The following is a 21,027-nucleotide window of genomic DNA, read 5'->3' on the forward strand; positions in this document are numbered from 1 at the left end:
TCCTTATGCGTCCCTGTCTCCTCCTTGTTTTGACGGCCATCGGGCTGATAACCTATAGTTCCTGCCATCAGTCGCCGCCCACACCGGTTAAAACAGATAGTACCGAAATAAAACTGGTTGCTGGTTTTCAACAAGGCGAAGCGCTGTTTCGCCGGTATTGCGCCAGCTGTCACCGGTCTCCCAAAAGAGGGGGCCACCACAATGAGATGTTGGTCGGGTTGTTTGAGAGAATGCCTGCACCATCAACGCAGTATTTTATCCGGTATATTCAGGACAGCAGAGCGTTGGAGCAAGCGGGAGATCAATATGCTGTTGCGGTGGCGCGGGACTATAACCATACTGCGAATCATCATTTCAGGGACAGCATGACGGTAGCGGAAATGAGAAGCTTGATCGTATACATTCGTGTTATGGGCAGCAGATAAGTTTAACGCAGAGGGTCTCACGTTTATAGAGATTTAACAACTGATCAAGTGTGGTTCCGGGTATCTGTGCTTTGATAAAATAGGTGGTCGCAATGGGCATATCTGCTCGGTATAAAGGATAAGGCGAAATTAATTACATTAGTGTCTCAAATATATAAAACCTATGAAGAAATGTTTGTTTGCCTTTGTATTGAGCATAACATCTTACGCTGTACAAGCACAAGAAACTTTAGAGACCGTAACCCAAAGAGGAACGACCACTACACAACGTATTGTCCTAGGGACAGTGGACGACGGTTCCACCAAACTTCAGTTGTTGGATGGTGGCATGACGATCAACGGAGGATTGAATAATCAGTCTGCCCGCCCTCCGCTTACAGCCGGAACGGGGTATGAGATCAGGGCACGCAGCAAAGATTATCATACGTTGGATGATGGCTTTCTGCGGTTGACTGCCGGAGGTGGTACTAATTACCCCACAAAATCCTTTATTGAGCTTTCCGGGTACTCAACGGTCCCTGAAATGAACCAAAACATTGTGATCGGGACAGCTGGCACAGAGCGGATACGCATCAGTCCCAATGGCTATGTAGGTATTGGTACCAATAAACCCTACTCGATGTTGTCTGTAGCGGGCGACATCATGGCTATGCGGGTAAAGGTAACGCGGACAGGCTGGGCAGATTATGTATTTGACTCCGCGTATGTGCTGCCGTCGCTGGAAGCAGTGGAAAAACATATCCGCCAAAACAAACATCTCCCGGGCATACAGGCTGAAGCAGTGATCCTGAAAGAAGGGCTGGATTTAGGTGACATGCAGCAGCAACAAATGAAAAAGATAGAAGAGCTGACTTTGTACCTGATAGAACAAAACAAGAAGATGGAGAAGCTTCAGCAGCAATTGTTACAGCAGGAAGCCCGTATTAAAGAACTTGAAAAGAAATAACATATGCAATATTCATTACCTCACTTCGGAGAACTCAGCCTGGAACAGCTGGAAGAATACTATAATGTGGAAACCGCCGCCGGCGTTAGCCTTGACTTAAACTTTGAACATACCCGCATAGATATAGAGAGGGCTGATCTTCTCAAGTCGTGGCTGGAGGACCTTGACTATTTCCAGCAGCAGAACAAGGTAGCTATTCAGCATGATTTTAAAACAGGAGAAGGGGAAGTACAGTCCTACATCCGTTTTTACATAGAAGAACTGGACGAAGAGCAGCTGGCCGACATTGTAGGTGATGCGGAGAGCGACGAAGAAAAGTCAGCAGTGCTACTGGATAAACTGCGATTAAAGCGGTTGGGCTTTTATCCTGATGGCAAATATGGCACCCCCAATTTTGCTATTTTCGACTATACGATTGATATTGACGGCGAACCCTGTAACCAGCTGTTGGTGATAAACTGGAATGATCAGCGTGAGATAGTTGAAATCACATGGGAGAGCTAACCGCTGTTTCCTGTTGCGCGATTTTCCGCTGTTTGTTGCCCCAGTCGCTTAGCTGGCTTAATATAGGCTCCAGTTCCCGCGCGGCATCTGTCAGTTCATATTCCACCCGGGGCGGTACTTCTGCATAAACAGTCCGTTTTATCAGTCCATCCTGCTCCATCGTCTTGAGCTGTAACGTCAGCATACGTTCTGTGATATACGAAAACTCTTTTTTAAGCTCGCTGTAGCGCATTTTGCGTTCGGCGAGCTTGTCCAGTATCAGTAGTTTCCATCTGCCGCCCAGCATGTAAATAGCATAGGTAAGATCGCAGCCGGTAATGCATTTTTCATTGCGGCTATAGGTCGAGTTTTGTTTTCTGTTTGCCATTACGCACATATTTGTATGTACCACACAATTGATTGTATACAACATAAAATTAACGGTTGCGATTTACTTTTACAAAGAATTTCAAAACAACAGTTATGGACCTCTATTTAAAAGGAAAAACAGCAGTAGTAACAGGCGCTAGCCAGGGTATGGGACGTGCCATCACCAAAGAACTGGCAGCAGAAGGTGTGAAAGTATTGGCCACCGGAAGGAACGAAGATTTATTGAACAGTCTCCGTGAGGAAGTGCTGGCAGCAGGTGGTGTGGAACCGGTGATATTGTCACAGGATTTTATGGCGGCTGATGCGCCGGAAAAAATAGCCGCTGCGGCATTCGCTGGACTGGGGCATGTGGATATTCTCGTCAATAATGCCGGTAAAAGCGTGCCATTGGATGTTATCGGAGCTGATAAAGACTGGGATGCTTCTTTTCTGCTGCATTTCGACCGCCTGCGGCAGTTGACACAACAGTTTCTCCCTCAAATGATCGAACGCCGCGACGGTGTTATCCTGAGCATCACGAGTACTTTCGAACTGCGGACCATCAATGCCTCTTCAGTAGCCAAAGCCGCCGTAGTAGTATGGTCTAAACAGCTGGCCGGCGAGCTGGGGAAATATGGCATCAGGGTCAATAACCTGCAACCGGGCCTGATAGACACGGAAAATATCCGGCCATATTTTCAGGGTGAGGAACGCCAGCAATTCGCATCGAAAGAAATACCGCTGGGTGATTTCGGGGAAACACAGGATATCGCCAATATGGTAACGTTCCTGGTGTCGCCCCGGGCCAAGTACGTGACCGGTACCATGGTGGGAGTTGACGGGGGGCTGCGTTACGGCGCGTTTTGATGACTGACTGTCACTGCAAAGGCGCCTTTGCAGTTGAAGTTGCCATGATTTCTCATAATCATACACCCTAACAGGATTTATTTTTTATAGAATACCGAAGTGTCAACTTTTTCAGCGCGGGTCATCCATTCCGCCGGAATAGTATCATCCCCCGCGTATAACACCACGATGCTGCCGGTAATGGCAGCGATGGTGTCGCGGTCCCCGAGGCCGCTGACAGCTGTCCATAACGCATTTTCATAGTGAGTGAGATGATGTGCCGCACACCATAGCGCGAAGGGTACTGTGTCTGCTGCGGTGAGCAGTTTACCGTTGCCCAGTATGGACACAACAGTCCGGATGTCGTAGCTGACCGGCAGGGTAGCGGCTTTCCTGATTTTATATTTGATGTCGCTTTCGGGGAGATGGTGAATAATAAAATCAAAGAATACGGAAGATGTGAGGGCTGTCCTGTTTGCCCGGGCTTCCGCGCAACAGCAGGCTCCCAGCGCAACAGCGATGGCGCCCGCAATAGCCTCCGGATGGGCATGGGTCACTTCGGCGGCCAGCCGGGCCTGCGCCACCACTGTGGCCGGATCACCGGCAAACCAGGCGCCTATGGGGCCTGAACGCATCGCGGCACCGTTGCCGGCAGAACCCATTCCGTCAAACACCGACTGGCTCACCGTTTGCCATGGTGATCCGGCGGCGATGTTCTTCATGATGGAATGTGCCGTGCCACCGTAACCCCGGTAGTCGTCCAACAGGTAGTTATGTGCCAGCTCCTTCGCCAGAAAATCCTGATCGATAACGCCGCAGGCCGACAGCGTACGGAATACGCCAATGCCCTGTACGGTATCATCGGTAAATAACCACTCACCGTCTTGCAGTGTTTTTTCTGCAATCCTTTCTACGATTACAGTCTCTTTTCCGAAAAATGTTTCGCCGAAAGCGTCGCCGATGGATAATCCCCACAGCGACTGCCATGCCAGCTCCGGTGTTCCTGGTTTCATCATGGTGGAAGATAAGGCTTTTGCTGATTTTTGTGGTATTTTTGACATACCATGTCCACCGTATTAAAACAACACATCCGTAAGTTTGTGGATGTCAGTGATGAAGAACTGACTTCCATCCTCTCTTATTTTGAAACTGTTTCCCTGGCTAAAAAAGTCAACCTGCTGGAAGAAGGCAAAGTTTGCAAGTATGACTATTTTGTGGCGAAAGGCTGCCTGCGGTTGTTTTTTGTCAACAGCAAAGGCGTGGAAAAAACGATCCAGTTTGCCATTGAAAACTGGTGGATAGCAGACTATACTTCGCTGCAATTACAAATACCTTCTGAGTTTTATATACAGTCTGTAGAAAAGTCTGAAGTGCTGGCCATCAGCGTAACCAACCGCGAAACGATGTTGGCGCTCTTTCCCAAGATGGAACGTTATTTCCGGCTCGTACATCAGAAAGCGCATGCCGCTGCCCAGTACCGGACCCGTTACCAGGGAGATTACACCAAAGAAGAGCTCTACCTCCATTTTAGCCGTAATTTCCCTGAATTCGTACAACGGGTGCCGCAACACCTGCTGGCCTCTTACCTGGGCCTTACCCCCGAATATCTCAGTGAACTAAGGGCCAAACGCATTTCTTAATCCAGCTTAAGTTTTTCCGGCAATGGGCGTTGTAGTTTTGTGGTGTACTAAAAAATAACAACCATGAGTCAACGCCTCAATATGAAAAAGTTAATCCCTGAAGGATATAAAGCCATACTGGCTATGGATACTTTTCTGGCCCACAGTCCCCTGAAGGAATCACACAAAGACCTGATTGATATACGCACTGCGCAAATCAACGGCTGTGCTTACTGTATGGACATACACAACCGTACGGCGCTGCAGCACGGGGAAAGCAGTCAGCGGTTGTTTGTACTGAGCGGCTGGCGCGAAGCAGGTCTCTTCAGTGATGAAGAGAAAGTGATACTGGCCATGACGGAAGAAATTACGCTGATTCATCAACACGGACTGAGCGATGAAACCTATCAGCTGGCTTTGCAATATTTTGATGAAACCTATATCTCTTACCTGATTACGGCCATCATCTCTATTAATGCTTTAACGAGAGTAGGAGTGAGCACACATTTACAAGTGGTAAAGGTCAACGAATAACATCCATAACAGGCAAAATCGCAGCAATAGTACTATTGCTGCGATTTTGCCTGTTACATCTTTTACTTTTACTGATTTTTCAGGGAGAAGTACAAAATTTATACGGTGATACCGGGCGACATTTGTGTTGACAAACAGCCCGACAGTATGAGCAATCGCAGAACATTTATTAAACAGACCAGTGCCGCTGGCGCACTCAGCGTCCTACCCTTTACCAACCTTTTCTCCAACATTCAACAAACAAAAACGATGAACAATCCTACGCACTGGGCTGATGGCTCCCGGCTGGTGGTGTCCGTATCCATGCAGTTTGAAGCTGGTGGGCAGCCGGACAATGCAGAAAGCCCTTTCCCGCAAAACATGCAAAAAGGCTACCGCGATCTGCCTGCGGCCACCTGGTACCAGTACGGCTACAAGGAAGGTATCCCCAGGATGCTGGACAACTGGGATAAACTGGGCATCAAAGTGACTTCCCACATGGTGGGCACGGCGGTGCTCAATCATCCGCAGCTGGCGAAGGAGATCGTTGACCGCGGCCATGAAGCAGCTGCGCATGGGATGAACTGGAGTTCACAGTACAACCTTTCCTATGAAGAGGAAAAGAAATTTATCAAAGACGGTGCAGATGCGGTTAAACAGGTGACGGGCATGATGCCGGTGGGCTATAACGCCAACTGGTTGCGGAGAGGGGAGAACACCCTGAAGATATTACAGGAACTGGATTTCATTTATCATATCGATGACCTGAGCAGAGATGAACCATTTGTAATACAGGTCAACCAGAAAGATTTTGCGGTAGTGCCGTACACCTTGCGTTGCAATGACATCCTGCTGATCGAAGGAAAGAATTTTTCCGCGGGTCAGTTTGTTGAGCAGGTGAAGATGGAGTTTGACCAGTTGTACCTGGAGAGTGCGCAACGCCGCAGACAGATGTCCATCAGTTTTCATGATCGTATCGGCGGTACGCCACAGATGGTGAAAGCTGCGTATGACATCATCCGTTATATACAAGATCACAAAGGTGTGCGCTTCAAACGTAAAGATGAGATAGCGAAAATGATTCTACAGGATAAAACGGCGGTGAGGGAGTAACTAATGATATAAGTCTCAGAAACAAAGCTATAGCTTTGCTCAAATGAATTATAGCCCGGAGATATAGTCTCTGGGTTATAGCGTATTATAAATGTTTTTTGTGTTGGAAGGTTTGTAAAAAATCATACAATGAATCTGCATCTTTAAAATAATCGCCCAGAGCATAAGATCCTCTCTTGTTATTGTTTATCCTGCCAAATGAAAAAGTATTATCATCTTTTAGCACCATTAAGATGTCTTGATCTGCATTGACGGTGCCAATTTGATATATTCTGCTTGAAGTAGCGATTCCTTTTATGAACCCGGGATCAATTGTCCGACTGTTGAATAGTTGTTCCAGTTGATATAATTGAACGTTATACCCATTAATTGTACGATTCAATCCGTTGTATATCGAGTAAAACTCATATAACTCTTCACTTATCGGGACGTGGGACACGTATTCTGCGGCATATAAAGGGTTGGTGTAGGTTGCGGGTAGCGGCTCAGGATCAGGTAATAACTTCAGCCACTCGTTTTTCCGGAGGGTTTCATATTGGTTATATAAATCGTTATTCCGGATACCGGATTCTCTCGAATGATAAGACTCAATTATTTTGTTACCCTGTATAATCGCGTTGAGTTTTTCAGCCCTAAGATCTTTGCAGTAGTAAGTAAATGATAAATAGACATAAGATTGGTTATGTTGAATTTCAATATTCAGACGTTTTTCTAATCCGTTGACAAAAATTCTCCCGAGTTCTTGTTCTGAACAATACACAGCATTGTGTTTGAATTGAGTTTGACCGATTGTTTTTCCAGGATAAATCCGACTTATTCCTTTTATTTCTAATTCCCACCCAACGTTTTCTGCAGATACATAACTTTCATTATGAAGAAAAATGCAGATGCAGCAACTATTTGCAAGTAGCATTTGATCAGCTGCAAATAGCTCTATCCGGGTGGTTAAAGCTGGCATGTCTCGTTTTCGGAACAGGGCTTCTACTACCCCATGAGGAGCTGCCTTAGCATCTCTTTCCAACCTGATGTAATAAATCCCTTTTTCAGTGACTTGGTGAGGAGGAGTCATACTTTGAGGGATTTCCAGTATGTACACTGATCCACCTTCAATATAAATTTCCTGTATGCGAATAGCCGTGGGAGAGGGCATTATATTGCCGGCTATGGATCTTGTCAAGGTGTCTTTACTCAAGATTTTTGTGCAGGGAGTTAAAGCGCCTTTACAGACCTTCATTTTAAGATCATTTTCCCGTTTGGATTCTCTGGGAGCTCCAATAATAAGTAGCCCTCCCTCCGTATTTAGAAAGGCGGCGACTTCCTTATAAACATCTTCAAAGGACGTTTCTCCCGATTTGAATTCAAGCACTGCATTCTCTTCCTGTTCAGTGCTGAAGAATATCTCGAGGTCTTGCTTCGTTATATTATAGATCTCTTTCTGAAAAATAGCATTGCTAAAGCTCATGGGTTAAAAGACTGGTTGAACAATAGTGCGGGGCAGGGAATTTGCCCACGCACTATTGAAGATACAGAATTTTTGCCCCATTTATTCAACCTGCCTCGAGAATTAAGGGGGTACTCGCTCTATTTAATATGTCTTGTCTATCTCCTCCAACAGACTATTGTGCACCGGTTGCCATCCCAGTTCCTGCCGTGCTTTTGTTGCACTGGCCACAATATTGGACCCCAGCCCAAAATGCGCCATGACAGGGCCCCATATCTCAATGGCTTCACCGATGGAAATGGATAGCACTTCTTTTTGAAGCCCCAGTGAATGACTGATCTGTTCCGCAATGGCTTTAAAGGATGTTAACCCGTTTTCGGCGTAGTAGAAAGATCCTGCGGGGGCTTTGCTTATCGCCAGCTCATAGAGTGACAATAAATCCATGATGTGCACATTGGAGGTAAGATGGACGCCTTTGCCTACCATCACGGACTGGCCGCGTTGTTGTGCTTCTCTGATCAGTGTGGGGATCTGATCGCTTTCCTGTTTTAGTGCCAGCCCTTTTCCATAGACCATCGTAGGACAGATCACGATCGTATGCACGCCTTTTTGTGCATAGTTCATCACCTCCTGGTCAATCAGTACGCGGCCTGCTCTTTCCAATAATGGCTTTTCGATAATGTCCGTGTAGGTGTTGCTGTTAGCATGCTGTCCCGCTGCCTTATCGCCGAGTATACCGCCACCGGAGGTGTGGATATACATCTTCCCGCTGCCTTCCAGCGCTTCGAGAATAGTAGTTACCAGGAAGGGGTCGTCGGAGCTGGCTACGTTGATCACGATATCAGCTGCCTGCAACTCGGCTGTAAATGCCGGATCACCAGTCATTAAACCGGCTGTGGCTGTAATGCCCAGTGCTTTGAGCCTGGGGATATCTGTTTCCCTGCGTACCCGGCTGTAGATCTCATAACCCTGCTGCTGAAGATGAATCGCCAATGAGCCGCCAATATAACCGGTAGTGCCAAGAATGAATACGCGTTTTGTGTCCATATATTTTTTAACAGTAAAAATGGAGGATGAGGTAACAACGGTCAACCCGAATCTTGCTTTTTTTCATGAACAGGCACAGCGGAGAGGGGATAGCTCTTCCTCCTCCGCCGACAATTAAAGAAGGAGAAGACTTCTTACTCGTCCATTAATTCTCTTTCCATTTCTTCAATTGTGGGCAGTTGAGTTTTAAGGTCGTCAGGGATGATTTCTGATAACTCAAAAGAACTAATGCCTATAGGTTTATTCAAATCGCGAAGCGCATATTCCACTTCTATCTTGTCTTTTAATCTACATAATATTATCCCAATAGATTGGCTATCAGTGTTTCCAGCTCTTTAGTTTTTGAAATCAGCAGCCGCTGATACGACCAGGGCAATTGTGCCACAGGCTGTGGCACAAATTCAAATTGTTGGGAGAAGAAAGCATACCATTGTCTGATTGTATACAAATTTCTATGAGAGAAGCCATTGATCTGGGGAAAACTTTTCTTGAGGTCGCTAGAAAGCTGTTCCAAAAAAATTATCGCCCCATTTGTATGCAGTCTGTTTAGAGGTTGTTTTACCTTGTTTTTTTATTTCCACTAGCCAGTAACATTTTTAAATATCAAAATGATTGTTGCAGTGTAGGACGACATAGCAGTGGTCAACCCGAATCTTGCTGTTTTTCATGAATTGACACAGCAGTGATGACAGAAATGGCGTCTTAACAATTATTTTATATGCGATCTTACCCGCTGCTGATTACTTTTGGATGGAAAAGAAACATATGGCTATCGAAAAGGGGGGACTTCCGGATGAAGGGCTGCTGGTAGAAAGGCTGCGGCGGGGCGATGAAAAAGCCTTCCGTGCGCTGTATGATTTCTATTGGGAGAAACAGTACGACCTGGCTTATTATAAGCTGGGCGAGAAAGCGTTGGCCGAAGAGATCACCCAGGAAGTATTTGTGGCCCTGTGGTTGCAGCGGGAAGAGCTGGACCCACAAAAGCCGGTGGGTGCCTGGTTGTATGGCGTTGCCAAAAACAGGATATTGAATACCTACCGGAAACAGTTATCCCATCATAAATACCTGCAACAGGCCCCTTTGCAGGAAATTACTCATAACACCACGGAACAACTGTCCTTTAATGAACTGAATGCCGCTGTTCAGCAAAGAATCAGCGAATTACCCGATAAATGCCGGGAAGTATTTACCATGAGCCGGATACAGGGCTTCAATACACAGCAGATCGCTGAAATGCTCAACATCTCCCCCAAAACTGTTAACAACCACCTCGTAAAAGCACTCCGCATTATGCGGGTGAACCTGAAAGATTATATCACCCTCTTGATCCTCTTATCACTCCGCAGGTAACATTAATTTAACGTAGCACAGCGTAGGTGTAAGTGCCCGCTTGCGGTAAGTATGATTGACACCGGCCATCAGCCGGCGTTGTAATTGATACTTCCATGCAGGACAGGAATGAATTAAACAGGCTTATCGATAATTACCTCAACGGAAAAGCCACTCCGGAAGAAACCATCTGGCTCAACAACTGGTTCGAGCAGCTGCATACGCCTGGTAAAGACAAGGATGCTAACCGCCAGGAGCTGGGACAGCGCCTCTTTGAGGCCGTACAAGCCCGGCTGGATATAGCGGTACCACAGGAAGAAACACTGACCATTCGCCGTAGTTCACGGGTGGTGCGTTGGCGTATTGCCGCTTCCGTTATCTCCGCCGCACTGTTGGCGGGTGGTGGCTGGTGGTACCAGTCGGCCGTGAAAGCACGCAAGCCGCTGGCCAAAATGCTGGACCTGCGCACGCAAGGCGGGCAGATGACCAAAATCACGCTGACAGACAGTTCTGTGGTATGGCTCAATGCCAACAGCCACCTGTGTTATCCCGAAGCATTTACCGATGACCGCACGGTGTATCTCCAGGGAGAAGCTTACTTCGATATCCATCCTGACCCCGGACATCCTTTTATTATTGAAAGTGGCGGCTACAGGACCAAAGTGCTGGGCACCGCTTTCAGCATCCGCGCTCATGCTGCGCCACAGATATACAAAGTGACCGTGGCCTCCGGGAAGGTGGCCGTATTTAAATCAGCCGACAGCAGCCGTATCGCTTACCTGACAGCCGACCAGGAGTTGCGCATCAATGAGGATGCCGGCACGCAGCAGGTAAGGACCGTGCACGCACAAACTAAAATGTCCTGGAAAGAAGGAAGCCTTACTTTTGAAAAAGACTTCCTGTCGGAAGTGGTGATATCCCTTCAGAACCGCTATGGTACAACTTTCTCCTTCAAAAAGGCACAGCTGAAAAATATGGAAATCAGCGGCATTTTTGATCACTCCCAATCACTCGACGACATCCTGAAAATATTAAGCAAAGTATACGGTCTGCATTTCAACAGGCAGGCAAACGGTATGATCCATATTTCCTGATCACTAAAATCCACAGCATGGAAGAAAGATTTACATAACACGGCAAAGAAAAACCGGATCACGCAAGCGTACCCGGTTTAAGGTGCGATGCTGATGATACCAGGCCTGAGAAACCGCATCATCGCGTCGCTGTCATTAACTAACCCGAAGGATTAACTAATTAACAAGGTAAAAGTATGAATTTTTTCCTGGGGAAACCCTGCGCTTATTTTAAATGGGTTATGCGTATCTCCTTTTATGTAATGGTGGCTTCCATCGTTACTACAAACCTGATGGCCAGTGTGAGCACCAAAGGGCAGTCCGTGGAACGGATACGCCTCTCGGCCGATTTCAGGAAGACGCCGCTCCGGACAGCATTGGAACAGCTGTCTGCCAGGTCCGGTATACGGATCTATTTTAACGATGAAAAAGTGGATAACGCGCAACGCGTATCTATCCATACCGACGATGCGCCACTGCTGGAGATCTTGGACAAACTACTTGCCCCGGCCGGACTGGCAGCACAGGTGTATAGCGACAATAAAATCACGGTCGTGCCCCTGAGCGCCATTCCTCCGCCGGTGAAAGGTATTGTGACGGATAAAAACAACGGCACGCCCCTGCCAGGTGTAGGCATCCGTATCAAAGGCCAGAGCACCGGTGTTATCACCGACGGCTCCGGTCATTTCAGCATCAGCATCCCGGAAGAAGGCGCTGTACTGGTGATCTCCTATATCGGTTACCAGCAACAGGAACTGAAAGTGGCGGCAGGCACCACTTCCCTGCAGATTGCGATGAAACCTGCCCGTACCCAGTTGAATGAAGTACAGGTACAGGCACGCCGTAAAACCAACACGGAAGCCTCTGTGCTCGCAGAAAGAAAATCATCTGCTATCGTACAGGACGCCATCTCTGCAGTCAACATCGAAAGGACAGCGAGCATCACCACCACCCAGGCGCTGCAACGGGTGTCCGGTGTTACGATCACGGATGATAAATATGTGGCTATCCGCGGCCTGGGCGACAGAAGCGTGATCGGACAGCTCAACGGGGTGCGCCTCGCTTCCTCTGATCCTGACCGCAGCGCCATTCCACTGGACCTCGTGCCGGCGGCGCTGCTCGACAATATCACCATCTATAAAACCTATACGCCCGATAAACCGGCCGATGCTGCTGCGGGTATCATCGAACTGAAAACCCGCTCCGTGCCGGATACAGCGGTGCTCAGCATCATCGCGCAGACCGGCTTCAATTCCAACATAGGACTGGGCGGAAAAATCAACAGCTTCAACAATGCTGATCCCGGTTTCTGGGGCCAGAAAGTGAAACAGGCCGGCCTGTCAAAAGATTTTATTGCGCTCGGCAGCCAGTACCCCGGCGGCTTCTCGCAGGTACAGTCCATGATCGCCAACAGCGGCAACGATCCACAGCTGAAGCAGGAAGTGAACCGTATCAACAATATCATGCACGGCTTCGACCCGGTGCTCACTACCCGTTACGCACCGGCGAAAATGAACCAAATATACTCCGTGACCTACGGCAACAGCTTTAACGTTTTCCGCAAGCATAAGCTCGGTGTGATCGCTGGTGTTAACTACTACCAGCGGGCGACAGATATCCACGGTGGTGACCTCACCCAATGGAGCATCTACCAGGGGGTGCTTACCGGGAATAACCAGGTGAACAGTACCCGCATCATCCCTAATTACATCACACCTAATAACATCAACCTGGGGAAGTATATCTCCTACAAGGAAAATACCGGTACCTCCACGCTCAACTATGGATTTCTCGGAGGGCTCACTTACCGCTTTAATCCCCGTCATGAAATCAGCATGCAGTACATGGGCAGCAGGGGAGCGGAAGTACAGGCAACTAATTTGTATGGCGCCTATGAGTACACCGGTTTATCCGGAGATGTGAGCAACATTGTGTATTCGCTGAAGCGCAGCTACCGTACCCTCAATACCTTTAACCTGCAGGGGGAACATAAACTGACAGCGGGCGAATACGCACCCCGGTTGAGCTACAACTTCGCCACTTCTACATCCAGCCAGGATGATCCGGACTACCGCTTTGTGAACCTCGCAGCTTATACACCCGTTGGCGGTGGTGCTATCAGTGTGCCCGGCAGCCTGCCTAATTCCACTGGCGTCACCGGCACACCGGTATATTATTCACTCGTGTCTGGTTATGTAAATGGTTACGGCCCTTACGGCATTATTCAGGCCGATCCTAATGGACGCCGTTATCGCAGCCTGAAGGAAACGAACTATAACTATAAAGCCGATCTCACGCTGCCTTTCCGCTTGCTCGGTAAACGGCAGGAATTCAAGACCGGCGTCAACTACCTGTTCCGCGACCGCAAATTCACGGAGAACGTGCTGTCACTGCCGGGTTCCAACTTTTCGTCTGCCGGCAACCAGGCACTGTATACCGTTCATGGTAACCTGGACCACCTCGTAGGTTATGACCAGATCGGCATCAAACAGCCCAGCGGCCCTATCGGCGAAGGTCAGCCTGCTGTTGGCGGTTTCCTGTACAATGCACAGAAATCTCCCAACAACTACAAAGGCTCTTTTGAAACACGCGCGTTCTATGGTATGCTCGACTTGCACCTGCTGGACAATCTGCGGTTGACAGGCGGCGCCCGTTTTGAGTTGACCGACATCCGCACGGCTGTGGATACGGCTGGTGTTTTCCTCGATCCTGCGCTGACCACACCCAACAAGGACGGTCAGACGGTGAAGCTGGTATTCACCCAACCATACTCTATTTATAAAACAGATTATAAGCCCTACTATTCCCTGAACCTTACCTATACCCTGCAGGAAAACATGAATTTCCGCTTAGGGTACAGCACCACGCTGGCAAGGCCGGAGCTGCGTGAAATCACCAACGTGTTTGAGTTTGATCCGTTCCAGTTTGCACTGGTAGTAGGTAATCCCAAACTGGTGAACCAGTCCACTACCAACTACGATTTCCGCTGGGAATGGTTCCCTCACTCCGGTGAAGTGATCGCCGCTTCTGCCTTCTACAAACAGATAGATCACCAACTGACGAAAGTGTATACCCAGAACTCCGCTGGCCTGGACGCCCGTTTTCCCGAATTCCCGGCCATCCGCTTTGAGAATGATCCCAACCGCGGACAGGTATATGGCATCGAGCTGGAAGTAGTGAAAAATCTTGGTAGATGGTGGTATCCGCTCCGGAACTTCAATCTCGGTTCCAACCTGCTGCTGGCACAGAGTGAAATCAAAAAATCACCTGAACGGCTAAACGATTCCCGGATCGTCGATCGTCGTTCTCCTTCCAACAGCCCGCTGTTTGAACAGGCACCTTATTCCATCAATGCTTATCTGAACTATAATAACCCGCGTACCCGCACGGACCTCACTCTTACGTTCAACGAAGTGGGAGAGCGGTTGATACAGATCAACCTCACCGGCGAGCCCGACCTGTACAGCAGACCAGCTCCCGTACTGGATTTTGTTTTCAGTCAATATCTCACTAAAAGATTGCAACTGAAAGGATACGCCAAGAATATCCTCAATCCCGCCTGGAGAGAGGTGTATGCCAATCCCGGTACCGGTGGAAAGTACTACGGTAACACGTATATCCGTCGCAGTTACTACAGAGGTACGGAGTTTATGCTGGGGCTGAATTATAATATTTTCTAAAGGGAATGACCGCAAAATGAAGATAATGCAAGCAGTAAAATATTTTTTCCTGACATTCCTTCTTGCCGGGCTATGGGCCTGTAAGAAAGACAAAGCGGACTACCTGTTCCAGGAACTACCGCAACAGCCGCCGCTGACGGCATCCACCGCGCGGTTGATGAACATGGGGCGGACCGCCACAGAACTGATCATCAATGATACGCCGCTGACCAGTTTCGTCCAGCCTAACATCGAAGGGTATTATCTCGACGCGCGGCCTACGCCGTATTTCCAGAATGGCCGTATGGGCGCCAGTTATACCATCCCGCAGCGATTTATCGGTGCGAACGGTAATGCACATATTAAAATCGGTAGTATGATTTACGGTCATAAGGAGCTGATATATCCCAAGGAATTTGATATCCATGAGGATGTAAACAATCCGACTGATTTCTATAATGTGCTGTATGGCCCACATGGCGGTACCACCCTGCTGGGAGACGATTCCTTGTTTGCCATTCCCCGTTCTATCTCTCCTCCGGCCAATCCGGAACATTTCAGGATACGCCTGCTGAACCTTGGCTCTGCACCGGATGCAGCGTCTCTCGAAGGAGATATGTCACTCGTGTTTGCAGACGGCACAAAAGTGAGCGCCGCCACCAATAATGTAGTATCCGGGAAATATTCCGATTACATAGAGCTGCCTTATGGTACTTACCAGTTTAAGGTGATGACCAACGACGGCAGGCTGCTGCCGGCTGTGAGAGTGAATGCGGAGGAGCTGCTGAGTACGGTCAATAGGACCACCGGCACCATGACAACCGGAAATAATCCGGTCGTTGACAGCCGTCTCACTTATGCGCCTGTACGCACTTTCCAGCCTGGCGGAGTGTACACCATCATGGTATGCGCCAGTATGAGCTTCAGCTCCCTCGATGCAGGCAGCAGCGTTGCTTCTCCGGCGGGTATCAACAGTTACCGCATCATTGCAGATAATAAAGAAGCGTTGAATATTACCTATGGCCGTTTACAGGCAGTGAATGCCATGCCGGGCGTATCCGTTTCCGTTAGTGCAGATAACAAACCATTACAGGAAGGCGCTTTAACTTTTGCTAAAGCTACTGCCTACAAAACGTTGGTCAATGGTACGCACACCATACAGCTAACAGATGCCAGCGGTAAGAAACTGGCAGAACAGGCACTGACCATACAAGGCAGCGACAACTACACCGCGTGGGTATATCCCGGAGAGAACGGTCAGCCCGTGCTGAAGTTGGTGGCCAATAACCTCAGCGGCAATTTTTATCTCAGCAGCAACCCCAAAGGGGATGATGGGAGCAATGACCAGTACACTTATTCCATGCCGTTCAAGGTACGTTTCCTGAACCTCTCCACCGACGTTCCCGAGGTGACCTTTACAGAGGCCAATGGCACGCTGTTGAATGATTTCCTGAGTTTCAGAGGCAGCTGCAGCCAGCATATCAGAAGAGGACAGGTGATTACCGATCAGCCTTATATCTTTTTCTCTCCTTTGACCGGTATAAAAAAACTGGGCATATATGCTTCCCAGCCGGGCGTATTGCCGGGGGACTGGATACAGGACATCCCGCAGTTGTCCGGTACTGACTTTATAGCCCGTCCGGAGTTATATGCCGGCGTAATACCCGCCTACGAAACAGGCGTGTATACCGTAGCGCTGACAGGCAGCCTGCATCCGAAAAATGCCGGTGAAGCCGCGGCCAGCATGATTATCATCAAGCATAACCAATAATGATCTATGAAGCAGGTATATAAAAACAAGATCCATTTTTTAGGGGGACTGATCGCGTTGGTTTGTATCCTGGCAACAGGCTGCCGTAAAACGGATTTCCCTGATGTCAGTTCACCGGCTTATCTCCGGGTATTCAACTGTCTGACCTATAACGTCACCATCGATAATAAGGATGCGCCACAGCCTTTCCTGACCATGCTGATAGACCCTGTGCTGGATGCTTCCGGAATGCCGGTCAACGCAGACGTTACCTTCGATTTTATGGCCACCAGGGGCCCGCTGGCAAGACCTTACCCGGACGCCGGCAATACCGCCCTGTGGCAGAAAGAATTTCCCGGTACGGCTAAAATCTCGGTAGGGCCTATTGTAAACGGCTACGACCTCTCCGGTTATGGAATGGTGAAAAGTGGCACCCACCGGTTTATGTTCGTATCACGGCCACGCAGCAACGATCCCTTCTATTCCCTGCCGGCCAGCGCCAGGAAAGGAATACTGGTAGACACTACCATCAACCTCGAACAAGGCGAGATCTATACTATGAACATACTGGAGAAATCAGTATACACACGGAAGACCGGTCTTTATCTCCGCAAGGAAATATTTACCAAAATACCGCTGTCGGATTCACTGGTGTACACCAACTTTTATAACCTGAGCTCAGAAGGATATGCACAGACATTCGTGTTCAGTGATAACAGTAAAAATACCTGTATCAGAGATACCATGAACGTCTTCTATTCCCTGTATGGAAATGACCGGAAAGGCATTAAAGGGTATACCAATGCATTTATGACCGGCATGACACGCTCACAGGACCCGGTGGTGCATCCTTACGGCAACTTCCCGCTGTTCCCGGACTCCACCGCCAGCCATATTTATGCTGGTACTTCAGGTCAGATGTTCAATATCCTCAGTCCCGGTACGCCGCCCGACCAGGGCGAACAGTCAGACGACAGCAAAGGCAACTATACCTCCTTTGCATTAGGCCCTCAGGCGCCGGTGGCCGTGTTTAATCTCGGTGGCGATGTACGCACCGGCATGGTCATCTCTGTTTACTCCGGTATCTATAATCCGCGGTCATTTGCTACCGTCAATACAGTAGAGTATGTGAATGGCAATATGTACATCACCACGCTGCAACGCCGTTATGATCCGCCTGTCTATAAATAAACGAATCATGAAAAGATACTTCATCACTTATATTTCCCTGTTGGTGCTGCTGGTGACCGCCTGTAAAAAGATAGATGTTACCGGTGACGAACATACGTCCGACATCCGCACGATAGGTGACTTTATACACAATAACTATGACCTGAGCCTGTTGTCTGCCGCCTTGCAGCAAACAGCGCTGCTGGACAGCCTGAATGCAGAAGGGCCTTTTACCATATGGGCGCCGGACAACAAGGCGTTTAACAACATCGGTATCAACAAACCGGATGATTTCAGTAAGCTGAACAAGGATAGTCTTCGTACAGCCCTGAAAAACCTGATGCTGAAAGAACGTATATACACTTCTGTTATCCCTGCACAGCTGGACAACCGCTATACCTGCCTCGGCGGCATGTCGTCCTACATCTCAGTGGGCGTAATAGGTACCAACGCCGATGCATTTCCCACCGCCTTCAATGGCAGTATGGTGTACGATGTCGGCAAACGTAACCTGGCCATGAAAAATGGCGTGATACATATCCTGAAAGCAGTACCCAAATATAACGGGCAAAGCACGCAGGAGCTATTGGCTGCCGATACCACCCTGTCCATCTTCGTGGCTTTATTGAAGAAAACCAATCAGTGGGATGCCCTGAAAGCAGAAGGTCCGTTTACCGTGTATGCACCGGTAAATGATGCTTTCCGCAGCTTTCAGCTGACACCTGACAGCATCGCCAGAATAGACCTGAGCCGCTACAAACCACTTGCTTTTAACGTGTATACGCTGGGGTTAAAACCGCACCATATCCTGATGAGTGACCTGATCGTGATTGGCGCCAGCAGTGCCCGTATTGATCTGGGAGATGGGTATGCCATCAATCCCAATCCCTACGGTGGCTTTAATGTCTATGCGCCTCCGGGAGCAAAATGGAACTATCATAGTCCCAGTGGGGTTGTCATTGCGGATGGTGCAAAAGGACAGGATATCATGGCCACCAACGGGGTGATCAACCGTATCAATAACATCCTGTTGTACCCTGACTCACTTTTAATCAAATAAAACCGGAAATGATGAAGAGACAATATTTCATATATACGTTTGCGTTGTTCCTGCTGTTTCTCTCCGCCTGCCGGTTAGAAGATGCACAGGTGGCACCGGTAGGCAAGCCGCTGGAGTATGCCGGTCCCACCCGAAAAATCCGTGAGTTGCTGGATAGTACCAATCTCACCGTTTACAAGGCTATCTGGAAAAAAGTGAATATGGATTCCGTCATTGCTGAGGGTTACTGGCAGGCCTATACGCTGTTGGCCCCTACGGATGAAAGTTTTGCCAAAGCGGGTATCACCGTGGATAAAGTGAAGGATATGCCGGTGGCCGATCTCGATACCCTGTTGTTTTATCACGTGCTCGACAGCTGGATGTCCGGCGACCAGCTGAAAAAGCTGACCGGCAGCAACAATATGCGTTCGCTGCTGCGGCGTACAGACCTGCCGGGATTCTATAGCAATGACCCTTATATCTACGCGCAATACCTGGGCTATCACGACGGCAAACTGATGATCAATGGGAAACCTTATGCGCTGAAGCCGCTGGAAGCTATCAACGGTACCATCTATATACTGGATGCCGTGCTGAACAAGCCGGAGCAGGATATGTACGATTACCTCCTTGACAAGCCGGAATTCAGTTACCTGATGGAAGCTTTCCGTATCAGCGACAGTATTTACCAGTCGGCATGGAAGCAGCCCCAGATGTTGAAACTGCTGAAGACAACATCGGAAAACAAGTCGATCACGCTGTTTGCGCCGACCAACCGCGCCTTTCAACAATCCGGATTTAATACGGTAGATGATCTTCGGCAAAGAGCGCTGCGTTATGAGGTAGGATATTCCTACTACAATGATGACATGTATTACGTGAGCCCCACCACTTCACTGGACTCCGTGCTGTCAGCCAATCATCTGGATTTTAACAGTGCTATGAGGGTCAATTACCCACTGGTGCTGTTCTCTAACGATCTGACGGATAATGCCACACTACCCGGTTTCCAGATCAGACCGGGATCACAATATCACGAAGGGCCGCAGTTTGTCCGGCTTTCCTTTACCAACAACGCCGGCAGCATTATGGTGAAGCAGTTCAATACATCCCTGCCTGCCCGCAAACTGGTAACAACCGACCTGCTGTTCCGCAACGGGGTTATTCATGTGATAGACGACGGTCTGTTTATGCCATAAGGCTCATCAAAAACATTTAACAAGATGAAGAAATATATATTGTTTGGGTTGATGACAACCGCTTTGTTTTCCTGTAAGAAGGACGACGACAACCTGTCCAGGCCTGATAAAGACAACAATAATATCCTGTACGTGATCGAGGATAACAAGTTCAATTTTTCTTATTTCAATACCGCATTAACGGTGACCAATTACGGTCTCACTTTCCGCGAAAAGGGGCCTTATACCGTACTGATACCGGATGATAACGCCTTTCAGAAATCCGGTTATAATACTGCTGCAGATGTGGCCAAGGAAAAGGGAGGGGTGCTGATGAACCTGGTGAAATATCACACCCTGCCAGGACAATGGCAGCTGGATAAACTGCCTTTCCGGTTTAACCAGCCGGTTACCACCGCTATGGGCGCGCAACTGTATGTTACCCACTGGGTACATGGAACAGATACGGTCATCGTGGTGAACGGCACCCGCGTGACCGCGCTCAATATGCCTGCCGGCAATGGACTGATACAGGTGATCAACACCGTGCTGAATCCACTGGTGCAGGATAAGCTGAGTGATGCCATAGCCGCAGAACCAACGCTGACATATTTCAACGCTGCACTGCAACGGGCAGGTTTGAAAGACCTGCTGAAAGGCGACGGCCCGCTTACGGTATTCGCCCCCGGCAACAGCGCTTTCGTGGCTGCTGGTTTTCCTACCACCGACAGTATTGTGCAAACCGATCCGGCGCTGCTGCGTAACCTGCTGCAGTTCCATATGCTGGCCACCCGCCGCTTCGTGTATGATTACGTGTTAACTACCGATAACAGCAACCAGACGCAGCAGAATATGCTGAATAGCAGTACCACCACTGTTAACCTGCAAAATAACGGCAACGACTATAGCATTACCATCCAGGGGACCGGTAACCGCCAACCTGCACAGCTGTTGAAGTCCAATGTGCTGACCAATAACGGGGTACTGCATATCATCGATCAGGTACTGACAGAAAACTTCTGATGCG

The 21,027-nt window shown here is 48.7% G+C and carries 21 protein-coding genes; 15 read left to right on the forward strand and 6 right to left on the reverse strand.

All coding sequences use genetic code 11. The annotated features are described in order from the left end of the window. Positions 1–5: 5 nt before the first annotated feature. The 3 genes from HHL17_RS13010 (at position 6) to HHL17_RS13020 (ending at position 1,875) form a co-directional block, all read left to right on the forward strand. The gene (locus HHL17_RS13010; protein WP_169225142.1) at positions 6–425 is read left to right on the forward strand and encodes a c-type cytochrome; all 420 of its coding nucleotides are present in this window, start codon (positions 6–8) and stop codon (positions 423–425) included. A 163-nt stretch (positions 426–588) separates the two neighbouring features. After that, the gene (locus HHL17_RS13015) at positions 589–1,371 is read left to right on the forward strand and encodes a hypothetical protein (protein WP_169225143.1); all 783 of its coding nucleotides are present in this window, start codon (positions 589–591) and stop codon (positions 1,369–1,371) included. 3 nt (positions 1,372–1,374) lie between these two features. Continuing rightward, entirely contained in the window at positions 1,375–1,875 is a 501-nt protein-coding gene (locus HHL17_RS13020) for a DUF2004 domain-containing protein (protein ID WP_169225144.1), read from the forward strand. On the opposite strand, the gene HHL17_RS13025 is transcribed toward HHL17_RS13020, so the two are convergent. Further along, on the reverse strand, positions 1,859–2,242 hold the full coding sequence (locus HHL17_RS13025; RefSeq protein ID WP_169225145.1) for a winged helix-turn-helix transcriptional regulator: 384 nt from the start codon (positions 2,240–2,242) through the stop codon (positions 1,859–1,861). The two genes, HHL17_RS13020 and HHL17_RS13025, sit on opposite strands and share 17 nt — an antisense overlap. 95 nt (positions 2,243–2,337) lie before the next feature. Between HHL17_RS13025 and HHL17_RS13030 the strand changes: the two genes are divergently transcribed. Next, positions 2,338–3,090: an SDR family NAD(P)-dependent oxidoreductase gene (locus HHL17_RS13030; RefSeq protein WP_169225146.1), complete on the forward strand. Its 753-nt coding sequence runs from the start codon at positions 2,338–2,340 to the stop codon at positions 3,088–3,090. A gap of 77 nt (positions 3,091–3,167) precedes the next feature. On the opposite strand, the gene HHL17_RS13035 is transcribed toward HHL17_RS13030, so the two are convergent. Beyond that, positions 3,168–4,130 carry an ADP-ribosylglycohydrolase family protein gene (locus tag HHL17_RS13035; RefSeq protein WP_169225147.1) on the reverse strand — a complete coding sequence of 321 codons (963 nt, stop codon included), beginning with the start codon at positions 4,128–4,130 and terminating at the stop codon, positions 3,168–3,170. A gap of 3 nt (positions 4,131–4,133) precedes the next feature. Here HHL17_RS13035 and HHL17_RS13040 point away from each other — a divergent pair, with 3 nt between their 5' ends. The 3 genes from HHL17_RS13040 to HHL17_RS13050 all read left to right on the forward strand — a co-directional run bounded on the left by HHL17_RS13040 (position 4,134) and on the right by HHL17_RS13050 (position 6,314). Further along, on the forward strand, positions 4,134–4,709 hold the full coding sequence (locus HHL17_RS13040) for a Crp/Fnr family transcriptional regulator (protein WP_169225148.1): 576 nt from the start codon (positions 4,134–4,136) through the stop codon (positions 4,707–4,709). Positions 4,710–4,790: 81 nt separating this feature from the next. Further along, positions 4,791–5,222: a carboxymuconolactone decarboxylase family protein gene (locus HHL17_RS13045; protein ID WP_240975199.1), complete on the forward strand. Its 432-nt coding sequence runs from the start codon at positions 4,791–4,793 to the stop codon at positions 5,220–5,222. Positions 5,223–5,369: 147 nt separating this feature from the next. After that, positions 5,370–6,314, forward strand: coding sequence for a polysaccharide deacetylase family protein (locus HHL17_RS13050; protein ID WP_169225150.1), 945 nt, complete (start codon positions 5,370–5,372; stop codon positions 6,312–6,314). Between the two features lie 85 nt (positions 6,315–6,399). Here HHL17_RS13050 and HHL17_RS13055 read toward each other — a convergent pair whose 3' ends face one another. The 4 genes from HHL17_RS13055 to HHL17_RS13070 form a co-directional block, all read right to left on the reverse strand. Then, complete coding sequence (locus HHL17_RS13055; RefSeq protein WP_169225151.1) at positions 6,400–7,776, reverse strand: AlbA family DNA-binding domain-containing protein; 1,377 nt, start codon at positions 7,774–7,776, stop codon at positions 6,400–6,402. A gap of 123 nt (positions 7,777–7,899) precedes the next feature. Then, the gene (locus HHL17_RS13060; RefSeq protein ID WP_169225152.1) at positions 7,900–8,802 is read right to left on the reverse strand and encodes an NAD-dependent epimerase/dehydratase family protein; all 903 of its coding nucleotides are present in this window, start codon (positions 8,800–8,802) and stop codon (positions 7,900–7,902) included. 134 nt (positions 8,803–8,936) lie between these two features. Next, complete coding sequence (locus tag HHL17_RS13065) at positions 8,937–9,071, reverse strand: hypothetical protein (RefSeq protein WP_317166550.1); 135 nt, start codon at positions 9,069–9,071, stop codon at positions 8,937–8,939. Positions 9,072–9,100: 29 nt separating this feature from the next. Continuing rightward, positions 9,101–9,316 carry a DUF1016 N-terminal domain-containing protein gene (locus tag HHL17_RS13070; RefSeq protein WP_169225153.1) on the reverse strand — a complete coding sequence of 72 codons (216 nt, stop codon included), beginning with the start codon at positions 9,314–9,316 and terminating at the stop codon, positions 9,101–9,103. Between the two features lie 236 nt (positions 9,317–9,552). On the opposite strand from HHL17_RS13070, the gene HHL17_RS13075 reads away from it, so the two are divergent. From HHL17_RS13075 to HHL17_RS13110, 8 genes are all read left to right on the forward strand, one after another. After that, positions 9,553–10,152: an RNA polymerase sigma-70 factor gene (locus HHL17_RS13075; protein WP_169225154.1), complete on the forward strand. Its 600-nt coding sequence runs from the start codon at positions 9,553–9,555 to the stop codon at positions 10,150–10,152. A gap of 95 nt (positions 10,153–10,247) precedes the next feature. Next, positions 10,248–11,225: a FecR family protein gene (locus tag HHL17_RS13080; protein ID WP_169225155.1), complete on the forward strand. Its 978-nt coding sequence runs from the start codon at positions 10,248–10,250 to the stop codon at positions 11,223–11,225. A 221-nt stretch (positions 11,226–11,446) separates the two neighbouring features. Next, positions 11,447–14,884, forward strand: a complete 3,438-nt coding sequence (locus tag HHL17_RS13085) for a TonB-dependent receptor (RefSeq protein ID WP_169225156.1) — start codon at positions 11,447–11,449, stop codon at positions 14,882–14,884. Positions 14,885–14,909: 25 nt separating this feature from the next. Further along, a complete protein-coding gene (locus HHL17_RS13090) occupies positions 14,910–16,634 on the forward strand; it encodes a DUF4397 domain-containing protein (RefSeq protein ID WP_169225157.1) in 1,725 nt (574 codons plus the stop codon). 6 nt (positions 16,635–16,640) lie between these two features. Then, on the forward strand, positions 16,641–17,804 hold the full coding sequence (locus HHL17_RS13095) for a hypothetical protein (RefSeq protein WP_169225158.1): 1,164 nt from the start codon (positions 16,641–16,643) through the stop codon (positions 17,802–17,804). Between the two features lie 7 nt (positions 17,805–17,811). Next, positions 17,812–18,843 (forward strand): fasciclin domain-containing protein, encoded by a 1,032-nt coding sequence (locus HHL17_RS13100; RefSeq protein ID WP_169225159.1) that lies wholly within the window; start codon positions 17,812–17,814, stop codon positions 18,841–18,843. An 8-nt stretch (positions 18,844–18,851) separates the two neighbouring features. Continuing rightward, the gene (locus tag HHL17_RS13105; protein ID WP_169225160.1) at positions 18,852–20,021 is read left to right on the forward strand and encodes a fasciclin domain-containing protein; all 1,170 of its coding nucleotides are present in this window, start codon (positions 18,852–18,854) and stop codon (positions 20,019–20,021) included. A gap of 24 nt (positions 20,022–20,045) precedes the next feature. Next, the gene (locus HHL17_RS13110; RefSeq protein ID WP_169225161.1) at positions 20,046–21,023 is read left to right on the forward strand and encodes a fasciclin domain-containing protein; all 978 of its coding nucleotides are present in this window, start codon (positions 20,046–20,048) and stop codon (positions 21,021–21,023) included. Positions 21,024–21,027 lie beyond the last annotated feature (4 nt).

Origin of the sequence: Chitinophaga fulva (assembly GCF_012927205.1) — a bacterium.
Lineage (GTDB): Bacteria > Bacteroidota > Bacteroidia > Chitinophagales > Chitinophagaceae > Chitinophaga > Chitinophaga fulva.

Excerpts from the sequence above, each read along its gene's own strand:
- HHL17_RS13090 (WP_169225157.1), top strand. The coding sequence starts at position 14,910 with ATGCAAGCAGTAAAATATTTTTTCCTGACATTCCTTCTTGCCGGGCTA.
- HHL17_RS13105 (WP_169225160.1), top strand. The coding sequence starts at position 18,852 with ATGATGAAGAGACAATATTTCATATATACGTTTGCGTTGTTCCTGCTG.
- HHL17_RS13050 (WP_169225150.1), top strand. The coding sequence starts at position 5,370 with ATGAGCAATCGCAGAACATTTATTAAACAGACCAGTGCCGCTGGCGCA.
- HHL17_RS13085 (WP_169225156.1), top strand. The coding sequence starts at position 11,447 with ATGCGTATCTCCTTTTATGTAATGGTGGCTTCCATCGTTACTACAAAC.
- HHL17_RS13035 (WP_169225147.1), bottom strand. The coding sequence starts at position 4,130 with ATGTCAAAAATACCACAAAAATCAGCAAAAGCCTTATCTTCCACCATG.
- HHL17_RS13045 (WP_240975199.1), top strand. The coding sequence starts at position 4,791 with ATGAAAAAGTTAATCCCTGAAGGATATAAAGCCATACTGGCTATGGAT.
- HHL17_RS13020 (WP_169225144.1), top strand. The coding sequence starts at position 1,375 with ATGCAATATTCATTACCTCACTTCGGAGAACTCAGCCTGGAACAGCTG.
- HHL17_RS13075 (WP_169225154.1), top strand. The coding sequence starts at position 9,553 with ATGGAAAAGAAACATATGGCTATCGAAAAGGGGGGACTTCCGGATGAA.
- HHL17_RS13025 (WP_169225145.1), bottom strand. The coding sequence starts at position 2,242 with ATGGCAAACAGAAAACAAAACTCGACCTATAGCCGCAATGAAAAATGC.
- HHL17_RS13040 (WP_169225148.1), top strand. The coding sequence starts at position 4,134 with ATGTCCACCGTATTAAAACAACACATCCGTAAGTTTGTGGATGTCAGT.
- HHL17_RS13080 (WP_169225155.1), top strand. The coding sequence starts at position 10,248 with ATGCAGGACAGGAATGAATTAAACAGGCTTATCGATAATTACCTCAAC.
- HHL17_RS13055 (WP_169225151.1), bottom strand. The coding sequence starts at position 7,776 with ATGAGCTTTAGCAATGCTATTTTTCAGAAAGAGATCTATAATATAACG.
- HHL17_RS13100 (WP_169225159.1), top strand. The coding sequence starts at position 17,812 with ATGAAAAGATACTTCATCACTTATATTTCCCTGTTGGTGCTGCTGGTG.
- HHL17_RS13030 (WP_169225146.1), top strand. The coding sequence starts at position 2,338 with ATGGACCTCTATTTAAAAGGAAAAACAGCAGTAGTAACAGGCGCTAGC.
- HHL17_RS13060 (WP_169225152.1), bottom strand. The coding sequence starts at position 8,802 with ATGGACACAAAACGCGTATTCATTCTTGGCACTACCGGTTATATTGGC.
- HHL17_RS13010 (WP_169225142.1), top strand. The coding sequence starts at position 6 with ATGCGTCCCTGTCTCCTCCTTGTTTTGACGGCCATCGGGCTGATAACC.
- HHL17_RS13110 (WP_169225161.1), top strand. The coding sequence starts at position 20,046 with ATGAAGAAATATATATTGTTTGGGTTGATGACAACCGCTTTGTTTTCC.
- HHL17_RS13095 (WP_169225158.1), top strand. The coding sequence starts at position 16,641 with ATGAAGCAGGTATATAAAAACAAGATCCATTTTTTAGGGGGACTGATC.
- HHL17_RS13015 (WP_169225143.1), top strand. The coding sequence starts at position 589 with ATGAAGAAATGTTTGTTTGCCTTTGTATTGAGCATAACATCTTACGCT.